Genomic DNA, 15,552 nt, shown 5'->3' with positions numbered 1-15,552 from the left:
GCGCTCAATCGAGAATCGTGAGAACGTTCCCCCTCAACGCTACAACCTGTAAACCCAGGTCAAAAGCCTCTCATAGCAAAAAATACATCGATGAGTACTCTCCTTCTAGAAAACCCTCAAGCCGCAAACGTTAGTTACAACCACCCCTTGGAAGTCACAACCCACGAAGCGTGGTATAACTTGGGTATTATACTGATCCAGTCCGGACAGTTTGAAGAAGCGATCGCGACAGTTGACCAAGTTTTAGAACGTGAACCAGACTTATATCAACTGTGGTATAATCGGGGAATTGCGCTGGATAAGGCGGGACGCCATCAAGAGGCGATCGCTAGCTATGATCAGGCGGTGAAATTGCAACCAGACTTTTATCCGGCTTGGTATAATCGGGGCAATGCGTTGGTGAATTTAAAACAATATGAAGCGGCAAAAGTTAGCTATGATCATGCTCTAAATCTTAAACCGAACCTGCATCAAGCTTGGTACAACCGAGGTAATGTTCTGTTTAGCTTACAATGCTTTCTCGAAGCCATCGCTAGCTATCAAGACGCCCTAAAAGTCAAGCCAGATAAATACGAAGCTTGGTACAATCAAGGACATGCTTGGGTACACTTAAAACAGTTCCAAGAAGCCCTCGCTAGCTATGACGAAGCCCTAAAAATTAAACCCGATGCTCACGAAGCTTGGAATAACCGAGGAGGGGCGCTGTATCGCCTTGACCGTTTTCCAGAAGCCGTGGCGAGTTATAATGAAGCCCTGAAGCTTAAGTATCAACAACCCAGTTCTTGGTATTATCGGGGCAATGCCCTTGTGAACTTAAGATACTTTCAAGATGCCGTAGCGAGTTACGACGAAGCCCTGAAAATTAAGCCCGACAAATATGAGGCTTGGTATAATCGAGGGTATGCGCTTTTGCAATTGGAAGACTACCCAGAAGCCTTGGCTAGTTTCGACAAAACCATAGAGTTTAAATCCGACAATGCTAATGCTTTTTACAACAAAGCTTGCTGTTATGCGTTGCAGGGTAATGTTGATCTAGCTATCGAAAATCTGCAAAAAACCCTTAATCTGAATCCTGCTCAATACCGAGAGTTAGCCAAAAATGACTCTGATTTGGCTAGTCTTCAGCATGATCAGCGGTTTCAGAAATTAATCTATTAACACTCACTCGGTTAAACATGCCCTCGAATCTCTTTCAATTATGAAAAAACAGCAACAGTGTTTATTTTAGAGGGCTGGATAGCCCTGTTCAATGATAATTTAACACCATTCTGCTCAGATTCTTCGCTCGATAAACAAGCGATCGCTGGCTTGTTAATACAAAGAGATGGCATTGTTGCCAAGAGATGCTGATTCTCACTATACACTTCTACATCCGTGAGAGTAATAAAATTACGAGAACTATTCAACAAGTCCGAAATATTAAAACTGGAATGATAGCCATTTAAGGAGAGATCAATGGTCAATATTCCTAAAATTTGAAGTTTATTGACTGTTAAAACTTTAACTCTCAGTTCTCTCATTAACTCACTCCTGCCAAATCAACAATTACCGTATTATCATCCCTGAAAATCAAGAGGTTGTCTGGAAAAGTGCGGGACTCTTGTTGCACCTGACCCTCCATTACCGCATTTTGCAACTTCATAAATGCCCGGAGGTCTTGTGAGTCGTATTTGCTTCTAAGTAACCATCGCAGTTGGTCTTCGGCTTCCCTGGTGAGATAGCGTGTCTTTAGTGCCTGTTGAGCAATCTCACGAATCAACATGATTCTCATCTCCATCTTACCCTTTCATTAAGTTCTCAAGTTCAACAGGTGCATTTTATGCAAAAGTCGGACATTTGTTACAAATTTTTACATAATTGGGGGGTGTTCATGGTTCATGGTTCATATTGGTAATCCTCTTCCCCAGCTTCCAGACGCGCCATGGCACGTCTCTACCGCCGCTTTTGTTAAACTTTTGTAAAGATTTGTTGCACCTTGCATAAAATTGCCCCTGAGTTCGTGAGACCTCTATGAACAGAGTGAAGTCGGTGTATCGACGCAATCCCAGGTAACTGATATACGAACCCTATCCCTATCGATGAATGCCATAGACCAAAAGTTAAAGCAACTGGCACAGGATGCACAGCAGCATCCTCCCCGCAGTAAACAACGACAGCAAGCTTTAGCCAAGCTATTAGGTACTATTCAGCAGTCAGGTAAACTGACTCGTCCCTATCCCAGACAATTCCATGGATTTTATGAGGATATTTATGATGAAGCCAAGCAACGTTTATTTTGTTATATTTGCGAAAGGATTGATGACTATAACCCCAGTTTTGAAGTTTTACAGTGGGTAAACTTTATGCTCAAGCAGCGATTTTTCATGGAAGCTAGTCGTTCCATTATGCCAACCCTGCATAAAGGAATCGATGCCAAACGAGTCAAGCGTTTAACCTTGGATGACTTAGATAAAAACAATCCAGCCGAAGTGAATCCGCAGTTGACGCCTTCCCTGTCGCAAGAAATCATTCACTATCTAGAAACTGACCCAGAAGGACTCTTTAATCAAACCTATACGTCAAATCAACCAGCCGCCAATTTCCAATTTTTAGCTTTGAAACTTTTATCCGGTTATTCCTGGAAAGAAATTTCTGAAGAACTAGGAATTAAAATTTCAACCTTAAGCAGTTTTTACCAGCGTTGCTTAACTAAATTTAGTCCCAAGTTAAGAGAATACTTATCATCATAATCCCTGAGGCACAGAATAAAATGTTCCACACCACGAATGAACCCCTAATGCTGACCGTACCCCTGACGTTAGAAGCCCATCAAATCGCGCAACAGTTTCACCAAAAGCATTGCCCACAAAAGGCAAAACAAGTTTACCTAAATACGTTAGCCGTTTATGCTGTCAAGACCTCTCTACAATGCCTAGAAATTCCGACAAACTGGCAGGCGAGTGATAGTTGGAATCCAATCATGCAAACCCTGACTAATACAGCCGACTTATTGATTAAAGATCTGGGCAAATTAGAATGCCGTCCCGTCTTACCCAGCGCCGCTAGCTGTCATATCCCCGCAGAAGTTTGGTCTGACCGGATTGGTTATGTAGCAGTTGAATTGAATCAAGCCTTAACTGAAGCCAAGTTACTGGGATTTTTACCCAGTGTTAAAACCGAGGAAGTCCCCCTAACTCAACTTATATCACTGGAACATTTATTAGACCATATTAATCCATCTAGACAACCGATACAACTTAATCAATGGCTCCAAAACATTTTTGATGCCGGTTGGCAGACTGTCGAAACATTATTCGACTCCTCGCCAACAGAACTCGCTTTTAATTTTAGAACGTATACACAAATAGCCACCCACTTATCCGAACCATCTGATCTGAAAATCACACGCGGGAAGCGGCTGACATTAGGACGACGATATGATGATGAACAAGTCATATTAGTCATAAATTTGACACCAACCTCCGGATCAGAACTCGATATTTCGGTTGAAATCTATCCAAATAACGGTCAAACCTATCTACCTAAAAATTTGCGACTGATGATTCTCGATGACACGGGAGAAACCGTGATGCAAGCTGAAGCCAGAAGCACTAAGCAAATTCAATTACAGTTTAGTGGAGAACCCGGAGAATGCTTCAAAGTTAGGGTAGCGTTAGCTGATATCAGCATGACGGAAACCTTTATCATTTAAACAATGAACGATGAACAATGAACACTATCCCAAGAAATTAGTAATTTTGAAACTCGATGGTGATTTTCAAAGCCATGGATTTCGGGTCACATTAGCCATTGGTAGAGATGAATCTCCCCCAGATATTGAACTCAAAGGAGTATTAGACGCCGCGCCTGAATTTGCCGATCGCATCCAGTCTCATTGGCAGCATAAGTATCGGTGCATTAGCGCCCCCTATCGAATTAAACCGAAAAAAATTATCTATGATGGTTCAGTAAACCAGCGCCTGAGAGACTGTCAAGACTCGGCGAATGAACTGCGCGATCGCTTGCGAACCTGGTTAGATGGGGAAGGGTTTCGCCCCCTGGATCGACGGTTACGGGAATCTCTCAATCCTCAGGATACGATTCGCTTCTTAATATCCACCAGTGATCCGCACCTGCACAAACTTCCTTGGCATTTATGGGATTTTTTTGACCGTTATCCGAAAGCGGAACTTGCCTTAACCAATCCTCAGTTTGAACGTCCTGCCCAATTTACCCCAAATCAGCGCACGCCTAAGGTCAAAATTTTAGCCATTCTCGGTCATAGCCAGGGAATTGATATTGAGAATGATCGCCAGTTACTTGAAAGTTTACCCCATACAGATATTAAATTTTTAGTCGAAAAAAGCCGCCGAGAGATTAACGACCAACTGTGGGAAAAACATTGGGATATCATTTTTTTTGCCGGACATAGTGAAACCGAAGGGGAAACCGGGCGGATTTATATTAATCAAACCGATAGCTTAACCATTGATGAACTGTGGTATGCGCTAAGAAAAGCTGTTGAACGAGGATTAAAACTAGCTATTTTCAACTCCTGCGATGGCTTAGGATTAGCCCGACAACTGGATGATATTCAGATACCGCAAATGATTGTCATGCGGGAGTTAGTTCCCGATCGCGTGGCGCAAGAGTTCCTCAAGTATTTTCTCACCGCCTTTGCTCAAGGTCAACCCTTCTATTTAGCCGTCAGAGACGCCAGAGAACGATTGCAGGGATTAGAGAGTCAATTTCCTTGTGCCAGTTGGTTACCTGTAATTGTCCAGAATCCCACCCAAATTCCGCCCAATTGGAACGATTGGATTAGCGACACTACCGCCAAACCCATTCAGCGGAAACGGCGAGGTTGGCAATTGGTATTGGGTGCGAGTGTCATGGTTAGCAGTTTAGTCATGGGAGTGCGATCGCTAGGTTGGTTGCAATCGGTAGAACAGCAAGTCTTTGACCAACTCCTGGAAATGCGTCCCACGCCATCCCTTGATCCTCGGTTATTGATGGTTGAGGTAACGGCTAAAGATATCAACAATTTAGGGGGTGAATATCCACTACACGATCGCACCCTGCTAAAACTCCTGCAAAAACTAGAAACTTATCAACCCCGCGCCATCGGCTTAGATATCTTTCGCGATCGCCCTTCAGGGGAAGGGCGGGATAAACTGGTACAATATCTGCAAACAAGCGATCGCGTGATTCCCATTTGTGTTATCCCCTCTCCCCAAATCCCCGAAGGGGTTGCTGCGCCCCCTGAAGTCCCCAAGGAACGCTTAGGATTTGCCGATATTGTTGTTGATCCAGATGGGATTGTTCGCCGTCATCTCATCGCCATGAAACCGCCAGCCGTATCCTCTTGTTCCACCTTCTATTCCCTGAGTTTTCAATTAGCCCGACAATATCTGCAAGCCGAGGGAATCTCACTCCAATTTATTTCAGACGATCAGTGGAAATTGGGTTCAGTGACGTTAACCAATTTAAATGCCCACCCCGGATTTTACCAACAGGGTGTCGGATTGGAAGGGTTTCAAATTTTACTCAATTATCGTTCCCCAGAATATGCCCAAACAATGGTAGAAAGGGTGACATTGAGTGATATTTGGGCAAATCGAGTGAATCCTGATTTTTTGCAGGATAAAATTATTTTAATTGGCATGACCGATCCGACAATTAAAGATGAATTCCGAACGCCGGGTAATCATGAAATTCGGGGGTTATTCCTGCATAGTCAGATGGTTAGTCAGATTATTAATGCGGCTGTGGGAGAACGCCCCTTGCTGACTTTTTTGCCAATCTGGGGAGAAATTGTTTGGGTATGGATTGGGTCAGTTGTTGGGGGTGCGATCGCATGGCACTATCGAGAGTCTCTGTTGCGACTGGGACTAGGATTGGGAATTACTATGATAACGATTAATGGTATTAGCTGGTTTATTTTTATTCAAACTGGCAGTATATTACCCATGGTTCCAGCAACGCTAGCTGTATTCGCGACAAGTGGGAGTCTGCTGGCTTACCAGATATTTAAAACGTCGCGATCCGATGAAACCCCTTAAACCTATGATTGCACAAAAACTTGCTTTAATCCTGGCGATAACAGTTCTTGAATTGACAATTCATCGACCACTGGTTCAAGCACATCCTATTCAAAAATTAGCAAGTCTTAAACAAGATCCACCCGTTCGGGATAGACCGAATGATGATCGCAAACCTGCCGGAACTCGTGGTCCTTGTGAACAGACTGAACAACCGTTTACACCGTTATTACCCATTACCGACTCCGGCGTCAAGTTTTCTGGCTTTACCTTAAAAGAATATCCCACATTTTGGTTTTATATTCCCTATCAGAGTAACACAATTAATCGAGGAGCATTCTTTCTCGAAGATTTACAGCAAGGAAATCGAACCTATCAGGTTAATTTCCAGCTTCCGGAAACACCGGGATTTGTCAGGATTAGCCTACCCAAAACAGCCAATCCCCTAGAGGTTAACAAACAGTATAGTTGGCAGTTCACCCTTTATTGTGCAACGAATGACCCGACAGATTCCTCTCAAATTGTTTGGCATCAAGGCGTGATTGAACGGCTTGATCCTCAGCGTTTAGAAACTAAGATAGCAACGGCTTGGGTGGTTGATCGGATAGAATTTTATCGGGATAATCGCCTTTGGTACGATATCTCAGCCGATTTAGTCCAAATCTATGACTTTCCTCTGGCTTGGCGTTATTTATTAAAAGCCATAGATTTGGAGGAACTCAAAAAAGAACCAATCGCCGGTTCCGTTCAACCCATTGACGATTCTAATAAAATCTTAGGAAACTGGAAATAGGCAATCTGGGGGAGTCATGTTCCAGACGTGCCATAGCGCCTCTGGAAGCTGGGTAAGCTATTTGCTATAAGTTACCGGACAATACAAACACCCCCGACTTGTACGGTACAAGCTTCTGGTTTTTTAACGGGTTCTAAACTCTGAGTCCTGGCATTATAAGTATATTCACCAGCCGGAAAAACACGGTTAGGATCGGCACAATAGCGATAGCTTTGTCCACCTTCGGGATAGGAGATAACGACTAAAGAACTGGTTGCTGGAGGACAGGTATCGAGTACATTTAATCCATAATCGTTTTCCAATTTTTCTGGGCGGGGATCTGTCGTTTGATTTGAGGCGGTTGATTCTATCGGGATAGAGTTCCCCAGATGATAATAACTCAGATGTCGCTAACGCCAGTTGTAGTGGACTGACACAGCTAAAATGGTGGAATAGATTTGACGGTTAAACCGGGCGCAAGCCTTGCGCCCCTACAATTCTAATCTACCAAATAAGGTGTGCCACGCCATTGAATAAAGGGCGCATGTCAATGCGCCCCTACAGGGATTAAATGGCGGGTTGAGTTATGGGAAATAGGGATTATTTGGCAATTTTTGGTCCCATACCAATCGATCCTGCATAGATGGCGCGATCGCCAAGTTCATCTTCAATCCGTAGTAGGCGGTTGTATTTGGCAACTCGTTCACTGCGACAGAGGGAACCGGTTTTGATTTGACCCGCACGAGTGGCGACGGCTAAATCCGCGATCGTGGTATCTTCGGTTTCGCCAGAACGGTGAGAGATAACGGAACGGAAGCCATGGCGAGTGGCGAGTTCGATGGTTTCTAAGGTTTCGGTTAATGACCCAATTTGATTCAGCTTAATTAGGATAGAATTCCCAGCGGCTAAATCAATTCCCTTTTGCAAGCGAGTGGGGTTGGTGACAAATAAATCATCGCCAACTAATTGGATGCGAGACCCAAGTTTTTCCGTCAGCAATTGCCAATTATCCCAATCGTCTTCATGCAAACCATCTTCAATGGAAACAATCGGATATTGACTGACTAATTGATCCAGATAATCAACGAGTTCACTAGGGGCGTGAGATGACCCCTCATAGAGATATTGCCCATCTTTGTAAAATTCACTGGCGGCGACATCCATGGCTAACGCCACCTGTTCCCCTGGTTTATACCCGGCTTTTTCAATTGCGGCAATCAGAAATTCTAATGCGGCTTTATTGGACTCCAAGTTCGGCGCATAGCCCCCTTCATCACCCACACCCGATAGCAGTTTTTTCTCTTTCAAGACTTGAGACAGGGCGGCGAATACTTCAGCCCCCCAACGCAGCGCCTCTTGAAATGAATCAGCACCTACCGGGACAATCATAAACTCCTGAAAGTCCACGTTATTATCCGCATGGGCACCACCGTTAATTACGTTCATTAACGGAACCGGGAGAAGATTGGCAAGGGGTCCACCTAGATAGCGATAGAGGGGAAGTTGCAATTCATTCGCGGCGGCTTTGGCATTGGCGAGAGAAACTGCCAGGATAGCATTGGCGCCCAGTTCATTTTTATTTTGGGTTCCATCCCGATAAATCATCGTCTGGTCAACGGTTGCTTGGTCTAGGGCGTCCATGTCCAGGAGTTCGGGGGTGATTTTCTCTTTGATGTTACGGACTGCCTTGAGGACGCCTTTACCGTTGTAGCGATGAGAATCACCATCTCGCAGTTCGTGGGCTTCAAAGGAGCCGGTAGACGCACCACTGGGAACTTGCGCCAGTCCGATGGCACCACTGGCGAGGCGAACTTCGGCTTCTACGGTGGGACGTCCCCGGGAGTCGAGAATTTCTCTGGCGTCAATGGCTTCAATCGGAGCTTCTGGTTTATCTAACATGCCTTTTCCTCTAAATTACAATGACTTCAGGGTTCAGGATACGTCTGAAGTCGTGGACAAACAAGTGGGCTTAAGGATGTTTTCGATCCCCAGCGCTCATATCCGGACTTATGATAGGGTATGCGATCGCTCTGTTGGTATTAAAAAAATATTCAAACCTTGACATCTGCCAAAAAGTAGGGATACCTGTTGGATACGAATGCGATCGCAGTTTTGTTACAAGGTAATTTACAAAGAATTTGCGGTTATTAGCTTTTCGCGATCGCGTCTATTTTTACAGTCTTTAGAAAGGAGCATCTGATTCATTTGATTCTACCTCATTCTCTGACTTCTCAACACTGTCTACAATGGAGTAACAACAACGTTAACTCTTCATGTTCTGAAAAATTATTACTCCCAACTACTTCTCCTAAATTGGAGAATAGACTTTCATAAAATGGAACATCTGGAATAACAGTCTTAATCGTTTTTCCTTCCGTATCTAGCCGCACAAACTCAACCTCTGCCAGCAACTTTATAACTGGGCGTACTGCTTCGGTAGGAAATATGGTGAGAATTTAATCCACTTGGTACTACTCCTAATCGCCATCCCCAGGCGGATTCCCTAAATATAACCGCACAAACTCTTCCGCCGCCGTCGGATTAATCTGATGCAGCGCATCTCTGAGTTGAATCACCATCTCAGCGCCGGGATCTCTTACTTCATGTACCCAGCGATAAATATTAGAACGTCCAATCCCCATCTTCACCGCCACTTGGTTCTGGCTGATACTGTAAGTCTCTAACACCTGCTTGAGGGCTTTTCCTGCTCTTCCCATGCCCAAAATTGTGTCAGATGTGGATTCAACCGTAAATGACACCGATTGGCATACGTTGCGCTACACTATATGTAGTCCAATCGGTGTCATAGTAACCATAGAAGGTAAACCCTCATGTCTAAAGACTTTCTCCCAGATCCCCAAGAAATCTCAACCACTTCACCCAACCCCGAACGCGAACCTGTACAAATCTTAGTCATGGGTTCCAGCAATGGGATTACCAACATCATCCACAGTCTGTACGCCCACCACTTCGCCCAAATCAGTGAATGGAGTCCCCTGATGCCTGCGCCCGTTCCTGGTAAACTTATGCGGATGCTCATCCGTTACGTTCCCAGGCAATAGCAATGTCAAAAATAAGGCACGGCAATGCCGTGTCCCTACGTGAATATTGAAACCAGAAGCCCTAAATATTGAAGCACATTGTTTTGTAATACAATAAAGGTCAGTAGACCAAGCCAATTATCAGTATCTATACTCAGAGTAATCTATAGATAGTCAACTACCTACGCTAACCCCTTGGGGTATAACGTAGGCTTGCAAGAAATTGTAAGCCGTGTTGACCCCCTCAGTTATAGCGTCCGCCCCCTTGCCGCATTTAAGGTGGAAAATAACAACCTTTAAATAGTTGAGATGAAACTTAAGAAATGAATCCTATAATGCAATCAGCCTTGCGAATTGAAGCTAAAGTTTTACCCGGCAATAAAATCGAAATTGACTTACCCCCTGATACCGCATTAAATACAGTCGGAAACACCATTGAAGTAATTCTTCTGTTGCCAGAAAAGCCAACCCGATCGACGGATAAATCAATTCTGGAAATATTGGCAGAAATTCACTCTCAGCGCCCCTCTAGTCGAAACCTCGAAGAAATTAATCGAGATTTGTAAGCGGAAAGAGATGCATGGGGCAGCTAAACTTGCCTGACTCTTATAGTTTTTATTATAGGTGTTTGACCGGACATGATATTAAAAGCTTTTAATGCAGTAAGCTTTAGCTTACTTTAGCTTTAAGCCGGAAATTTATTTCCCGGCTATAGTTATTCAGCAAGCCCTACCTAAACTTAGGCGGAAGTTCGGCGGGAGGCGGAGAATCTGAACCTGGAGGAAGCGGAGGTGAACCGCCTGGTGGTAAACGTAGAGGTTTTGGTTCAGTTTCAGATGGTGTAGTTCTCGGTGAAGGTGAAGGTGAGGGTGAGGGGGGTGTCTGCATTTGTGAATCAGAAGCGCCTCCCGGTGGAGATAGAGGCGGTAAAATGGGTAACCCGTTAGTCGCGTCTCCGGGTGGGGAAGGTGGAGGTGATAAGGTCATTGCTGGAGGTTCTGGAGGTGGCGGTTGAACCGTTTCAATGGTGACTGAACGGCTTTTTTGCTCCCCGGCTTCATTGGTGACTTGCAATGTAATCGTTTCTGTAGTCGGTTCTGGACTGAGTTCATAGGGTAAAGTGCCTTCGGGTGGCACAGTTCCAGGTGCAGGTAGCAGTTCAACTTTGAGATCTCTACCCCCCTCAACTTTCCAGGATAAGAGTACAGGTATCGATTGATTTTCCGGATTGTCCGGAAGTGTTAACACTAATTTAGGTTGATAAAGAGGTTCTTGTCCCTCGAATATGACTGTCAAATAAACTATCTCAAAGGGAACAGGTTGCGCTTCAACTTTAATCTGCTCGGTTTTTTGAGTTGGTAATTCTTCGGCTTCTCCTTGTTGGGGAACCACAATTAATTCAAAAATATAGGTTCCCGGTTTGTCAACACCTGTGGCAAGATTCATACAAACTAATGCCTCTTTCTGGAATTCACAGGAGTCTTGTAGGGATTTAGGAATCCCTTGGCTAAAGTCAAACGTTTTCATGGGAAAGGTAACAATTCCTTCAGAATTGCGACCCACCAGTTTTAACAGTCTGATTTGTTCGGGGTGACTAATTTTCCAATTCAGTAAAATACCCAGGTTTTCTGGTTGCGGTTGATTTTCAGGTGAGTTATTCTCACTAGCCGTTGGACTAGCTTCCTGATTAGCAGCTTCAGGCGTCGCCTGATTGGTTTCTTCATAGACGGGTTGAGTTGAGGCAAATTCTTCAATCTCAGGAATTGGAAACGGTGTAATTTTGACTGTATTCGTTGTCAGTTCCTCTAATTCCCCCCTCTTTTTCCCTTGGGGAATCACCGTCAGTTCAAACACATAATCCCCCGGTTCGCGAGCATCAGTTGGCACGTTCTGACAATTAAGAATCTCATCAATTGTGCAGAAACGCTCTAACTCATTGGGAATCCCTCGGCTAAAATTGTAGGCAATGGGACCACTGGTGACCACCCCATCTGGCGATACCCCTTGTATTTTTATCGTTTGTAATCGTTGGGGATTAGTAATTTCCCAATTTAGGCGCACACTCTCCCCATAAGCTGCCGAGTAATTTTTGCCCGCTGGAGCAAATTCGATAATTTCTGGGCTGGGTTTGGGTCTAAAAAAGAGAAACCACAGCAGGAATATTAATGCGCCAATCAGTCCGACGATGCCTAAAATGACTAATAAAAATTGCCACCACGGACGCCCTTCCCAAATTAAAGTCCCTTGGAAGCGATTGTTAATTAGGGGGAACTGTTGCAGGTCTTCAATTTCAATAACAAAGTTTAAAACTCGTCCGTAGAATGGTCTACGCCACCACTTCTGGCTGGGTTGCACCTCTAAATTCGCGATCGCATAGCCGCCAGGGGCGAGACGAACTTGGCTAGGTATCAGGGTATAGGTGCAGATATCATCACCATCGGCACTTTTCGCTCTCAGGGCAATGTCGCGGGTAATATTGCCGCCGTTATACAGTTGTAACTCGAAAACACCTAACTGATTGCTGACCTTACCCACTAAGGTGACTAACTCGACAGTTAACAGGTAAATGGGCATTACCTGGAGATAAATGGCATCGAGTAGCACCAAGTCGGGATTATTCAGGGAATAGAGACGCACCGTGGGGGAATAGATACTCGCCCAGGTATCTACAGGTGGCATGATAATGAGCTGGATTTGCCCCTTTTCACCCGGATTCAATTCCAAGCCATCCATAACCCGCACCACTCCGGTGTCGGTATAGCCTTCGGGATAAATCACCCTATACCAAATCGGGGCTAAATCCGGACAGGTTAAGCGAAATTGATCTACGCGATCAGAACGGTTATGAACTAGAACCTGAACCTCTAGAAATTCTCCGGGTTGGACAACAGCCGGGGCGGCGGAATTGGTGAGCGGGAGTAGGGTGAAGGTGGGATCATTAACCCGGATGGCTTCCTGGACAAAGGGTAAGACTTGCAGCCGTGCTTGATGTTGGATTGGCGTGTCTTGCGGGTAATGCTGCTGGGCATCAACCATCAGCAGATAATTATACGTACCTGGTATCGCATCCAGTGGCACCGGAATCTGGAAAACTACCTCACTACTTTGCCCCCGCCCTAACGCCAGACGTTCATAAGGGGAAATACACCACTGGTGCAGGAATTGGGAGGTTTCATCGATATAAATCTCGATTAAGGCACTTTGATTCCCCTCATTGGTAATCGTGACGCACAACTCAAATGTCGAACCGGGTGTAATTGGCGCATCCCCAGAGGGATTGACAATCATGGACAGAGGTTTTCCCGGTGTCAGCGCTTGCTGAATCATCTCGGAAAACTGGCTACCTTGTCGTCTCATTTCACTGCGGTAGTAACGGGGAATGCCTTCTACTTGTATTTCTCGGACGAAACCCTCTTGAACTAACTCATCGAGTTCTATCGCGATCGCCTGTTCATTTTCGTTGATGTGATCGGCGATTTCGGGTAGGGTATGCCCTTCCTCACGACGGATAAACAGAGCAATTTGCCGTTGACGTTCCGGAAGTGCCAAGATATCGGCAATATTTATTGTTTTACCACTATTTGCCGAAGGATTGGATGGATTGCTATTCATAAGTTCCCTTTCCCCTCTGGGTTTGACCTCTCCTCCTGCTGACTTCCAATGGCTAAACCGATTCTTTCTACGTTCAGCATGGGTGGAGCGACAACTGTATTAATGTTTACAGCGTTCACTCTGACAATTAAACCGCAAGCGAGAGCGAATGTCAGCTATTGTCATCTATCCTAGGTAATTAGCCCTCAACTAAAGTTGGGGCTAAAAGCTTAAACCCGTTAAAACGGGTTCAAAGTCATCTATCCTAGGTAATCAGCCCGGAACTAAAGTACTCGAAGAGAAGCCGCTCCGCGTCTACGGGCTAAAAGCTTAAACCCGTTAAAACGGGTTCAAAGTCATCTATCCTAGGTAACCAGCCCGGAACTAAAGTACTCGAAGAGAAGCCGCTCCGCGTCTACGGGCTAAAAGCTTAAACCCGTTAAAACGGGTTCAAAGAGCTACTCAGTAAGCTCGATTCTTAACTTGAGCTTTAGGCGATATTCTGTTTAAGGAGCGTGCCAGAAGCGAAGACAGCGCTGACTACAAACTACGCGATCGCAGGTTGTCCTAGACAGATGAACGGGAGTCGAAATCCGATTACCTAGACCTGAAATGCTGTAGGGTTGGGGGTTTTACGGATATGGGTAGGGAATGCGATCGCGACTTGGGCAAGCTAAAGTTAGTTGTGGATACTCAAGATAACCGATGAATTACCAAGACATCATCACCTTAGAACCCGGAAAGCGTGGCGGTAAGCCCTGCATTAGAGGGATGCGAATCACGGTCTATGATATTTTAGAATACCTCGCATCCGACATGAGCCAAGAGGAAATTCTAGAAGACTTTCCCTATCTGACTAAAACAGACATCCTCGCTTGTCTTTGGTTTGCCGCTCAACGCGAACGCCTTACCGTTACCGTTCAACCGTGAAACTCCTCCTGTTTGATCAAAACCTTTCCCCTCGCCTAGTGACTCGACTAACCGATTTGTATCCCAACTCAGTGCATGTTGATACATTAGGCTTAGGAACATCTTCAGACCGGGATGTTTGGGAATATTCTCGGCTCAACGCCTTCATTATTGTTACCAAAGATGCCGATTTTAGTGAGTTAAGCCATACTGGGTAAAGAACCTCACCACACTACGGCGGTATGGACTTTATCGACCAAATTAAATCTATCTCTCAGCAAATCTTAAAGCTAAGAGAGCAAATTCAGACAGAAGAAGCTACCAAAAGCGCTTTCGTTATGCCTTTCATTAATGCTTTAGGGTATAACGTTTTTAACCCAATGGAGGTTTGCCCTGAATTCACGGCTGACGTACCTGGACTAAAAGGGGAAAAGGTAGATTATGCAATCATCATGGATGAAAAGCCCATCATCTTGATTGAATGTAAATGGTGTGGAGGGAGTCTAGAGAACCCTAAGCATAACTCACAGTTGCACAGATACTTTCATACAACAGAGGCAAAGTTTAGCGTTTTGACCAATGGGATTATCTATCGGTTTTACACCGATACAGAGAAACCCAACATCATGGATGAAAAATCATTTTTTGAGTTCAACATGTTGGACTTCCACGAATCCAATATTAATGAACTCAAGCGTTTTTCCAAATCAAGCTTTAATTCGGGTGAATTGGAAGATGTTGCCAGGAATCTTCTCTATACTAAAGAAATTAAGCGTATCATGACAGAGCAACTGGCTGACCCATCTCCTGAATTCGTTAAGTTTTTTGCCAGTCAAGTCTATTCTGGGAGGCTGGCTGCATCGGTTATGGAAAGGTTCACAGATATAACCAGACGGTCACTAAAAGAATTTATTAACGAGCGCATTACAGAAAGGCTAGCGGCTGCTATTAACACACCAGAAACCTCTACACCATCAACTGAAGGGCAAGAGGTTGAATCTGAATCCTCTTCAGACGAAGGAATAGTGACCACAGAAGAAGAGTTGGAAGCTTTTCATATCGTCAAAGCGATTCTACGTGAAGTTGTAGATATTGGACGTATTGAGTACAAAGACACCAAAAGCTATTTTGGTGTTAATCTAGATGGCAAGGCAACAAAAACTATTTGCCGACTGCGGCTTTTTCCTACAAAAAAATCTATTGCCATTATTGATTCTGA

16 protein-coding genes are annotated in these 15,552 nt (G+C 44.7%); 10 read left to right on the top strand and 6 right to left on the bottom strand.

The window, feature by feature from the left end:
• Nucleotides 1-90: 90 nt before the first annotated feature.
• Complete coding sequence (locus ACLFWI_RS01910; protein ID WP_446411495.1) at nucleotides 91-1,158, top strand: tetratricopeptide repeat protein; 1,068 nt, start codon at nucleotides 91-93, stop codon at nucleotides 1,156-1,158.
• A 38-nt stretch (nucleotides 1,159-1,196) separates the two neighbouring features.
• On the opposite strand, the gene ACLFWI_RS01905 is transcribed toward ACLFWI_RS01910, so the two are convergent.
• Together ACLFWI_RS01905 and ACLFWI_RS01900 are read right to left on the bottom strand one after the other, a co-directional pair.
• On the bottom strand, nucleotides 1,197-1,520 hold the full coding sequence (locus ACLFWI_RS01905) for a DUF6812 domain-containing protein (protein WP_446411494.1): 324 nt from the start codon (nucleotides 1,518-1,520) through the stop codon (nucleotides 1,197-1,199).
• Nucleotides 1,520-1,762 carry a hypothetical protein gene (locus ACLFWI_RS01900; protein ID WP_446409109.1) on the bottom strand — a complete coding sequence of 81 codons (243 nt, stop codon included), beginning with the start codon at nucleotides 1,760-1,762 and terminating at the stop codon, nucleotides 1,520-1,522. Before ACLFWI_RS01900 ends, ACLFWI_RS01905 begins: the two co-directional genes overlap by 1 nt.
• Before the next feature lie 316 nt (nucleotides 1,763-2,078).
• On the opposite strand from ACLFWI_RS01900, the gene ACLFWI_RS01895 reads away from it, so the two are divergent.
• From ACLFWI_RS01895 to ACLFWI_RS01880, 4 genes are read left to right on the top strand one after another with little or no spacing between them, the layout of a single operon-like run.
• Nucleotides 2,079-2,729 (top strand): sigma-70 family RNA polymerase sigma factor, encoded by a 651-nt coding sequence (locus ACLFWI_RS01895; RefSeq protein WP_446409110.1) that lies wholly within the window; start codon nucleotides 2,079-2,081, stop codon nucleotides 2,727-2,729.
• Between the two features lie 20 nt (nucleotides 2,730-2,749).
• A complete protein-coding gene (locus ACLFWI_RS01890) occupies nucleotides 2,750-3,691 on the top strand; it encodes a DUF1822 family protein (RefSeq protein ID WP_446411493.1) in 942 nt (313 codons plus the stop codon).
• A 10-nt stretch (nucleotides 3,692-3,701) separates the two neighbouring features.
• Complete coding sequence (locus tag ACLFWI_RS01885) at nucleotides 3,702-6,041, top strand: CHASE2 domain-containing protein (protein ID WP_446411492.1); 2,340 nt, start codon at nucleotides 3,702-3,704, stop codon at nucleotides 6,039-6,041.
• 4 nt (nucleotides 6,042-6,045) lie between these two features.
• A complete protein-coding gene (locus tag ACLFWI_RS01880; protein ID WP_446411491.1) occupies nucleotides 6,046-6,813 on the top strand; it encodes a DUF928 domain-containing protein in 768 nt (255 codons plus the stop codon).
• Between the two features lie 71 nt (nucleotides 6,814-6,884).
• Here the strand turns inward: ACLFWI_RS01880 and ACLFWI_RS01875 are convergent, their stop codons facing one another.
• The 3 genes from ACLFWI_RS01875 to ACLFWI_RS01865 all read right to left on the bottom strand — a co-directional run bounded on the left by ACLFWI_RS01875 (nucleotide 6,885) and on the right by ACLFWI_RS01865 (nucleotide 9,509).
• The gene (locus ACLFWI_RS01875; protein ID WP_446411490.1) at nucleotides 6,885-7,115 is read right to left on the bottom strand and encodes a hypothetical protein; all 231 of its coding nucleotides are present in this window, start codon (nucleotides 7,113-7,115) and stop codon (nucleotides 6,885-6,887) included.
• A 277-nt stretch (nucleotides 7,116-7,392) separates the two neighbouring features.
• Complete coding sequence (eno, locus tag ACLFWI_RS01870) at nucleotides 7,393-8,691, bottom strand: phosphopyruvate hydratase (protein ID WP_446411489.1); 1,299 nt, start codon at nucleotides 8,689-8,691, stop codon at nucleotides 7,393-7,395.
• Between the two features lie 578 nt (nucleotides 8,692-9,269).
• Nucleotides 9,270-9,509, bottom strand: coding sequence for a helix-turn-helix domain-containing protein (locus tag ACLFWI_RS01865; RefSeq protein WP_446411516.1), 240 nt, complete (start codon nucleotides 9,507-9,509; stop codon nucleotides 9,270-9,272).
• Between the two features lie 114 nt (nucleotides 9,510-9,623).
• On the opposite strand from ACLFWI_RS01865, the gene ACLFWI_RS01860 reads away from it, so the two are divergent.
• Together ACLFWI_RS01860 and ACLFWI_RS01855 are read left to right on the top strand one after the other, a co-directional pair.
• Complete coding sequence (locus tag ACLFWI_RS01860) at nucleotides 9,624-9,854, top strand: peptide ABC transporter substrate-binding protein (RefSeq protein ID WP_446411488.1); 231 nt, start codon at nucleotides 9,624-9,626, stop codon at nucleotides 9,852-9,854.
• A 302-nt stretch (nucleotides 9,855-10,156) separates the two neighbouring features.
• Complete coding sequence (locus ACLFWI_RS01855; protein ID WP_446411487.1) at nucleotides 10,157-10,399, top strand: hypothetical protein; 243 nt, start codon at nucleotides 10,157-10,159, stop codon at nucleotides 10,397-10,399.
• Between the two features lie 163 nt (nucleotides 10,400-10,562).
• On the opposite strand, the gene ACLFWI_RS01850 is transcribed toward ACLFWI_RS01855, so the two are convergent.
• A complete protein-coding gene (locus ACLFWI_RS01850; protein ID WP_446411486.1) occupies nucleotides 10,563-13,445 on the bottom strand; it encodes a COG1470 family protein in 2,883 nt (960 codons plus the stop codon).
• A gap of 684 nt (nucleotides 13,446-14,129) precedes the next feature.
• Between ACLFWI_RS01850 and ACLFWI_RS01845 the strand changes: the two genes are divergently transcribed.
• The 3 genes from ACLFWI_RS01845 to ACLFWI_RS01835 form a co-directional block, all read left to right on the top strand.
• Entirely contained in the window at nucleotides 14,130-14,354 is a 225-nt protein-coding gene (locus tag ACLFWI_RS01845) for a DUF433 domain-containing protein (RefSeq protein WP_446399107.1), read from the top strand.
• Nucleotides 14,351-14,551: a DUF5615 family PIN-like protein gene (locus ACLFWI_RS01840; protein ID WP_446411485.1), complete on the top strand. Its 201-nt coding sequence runs from the start codon at nucleotides 14,351-14,353 to the stop codon at nucleotides 14,549-14,551. Before ACLFWI_RS01845 ends, ACLFWI_RS01840 begins: the two co-directional genes overlap by 4 nt.
• A 24-nt stretch (nucleotides 14,552-14,575) precedes the next feature.
• Nucleotides 14,576-15,552 (top strand): type I restriction endonuclease (locus ACLFWI_RS01835; protein WP_446411484.1); only part of this gene is annotated, 977 nt, incomplete at its 3' end.

The sequence above is a fragment of the Coleofasciculus sp. genome, from assembly GCF_046539235.1.
Classification (GTDB): Bacteria; Cyanobacteriota; Cyanobacteriia; order Cyanobacteriales; family Coleofasciculaceae; genus Coleofasciculus.
This window is presented reverse-complemented; position numbering and strand designations above follow the sequence as displayed.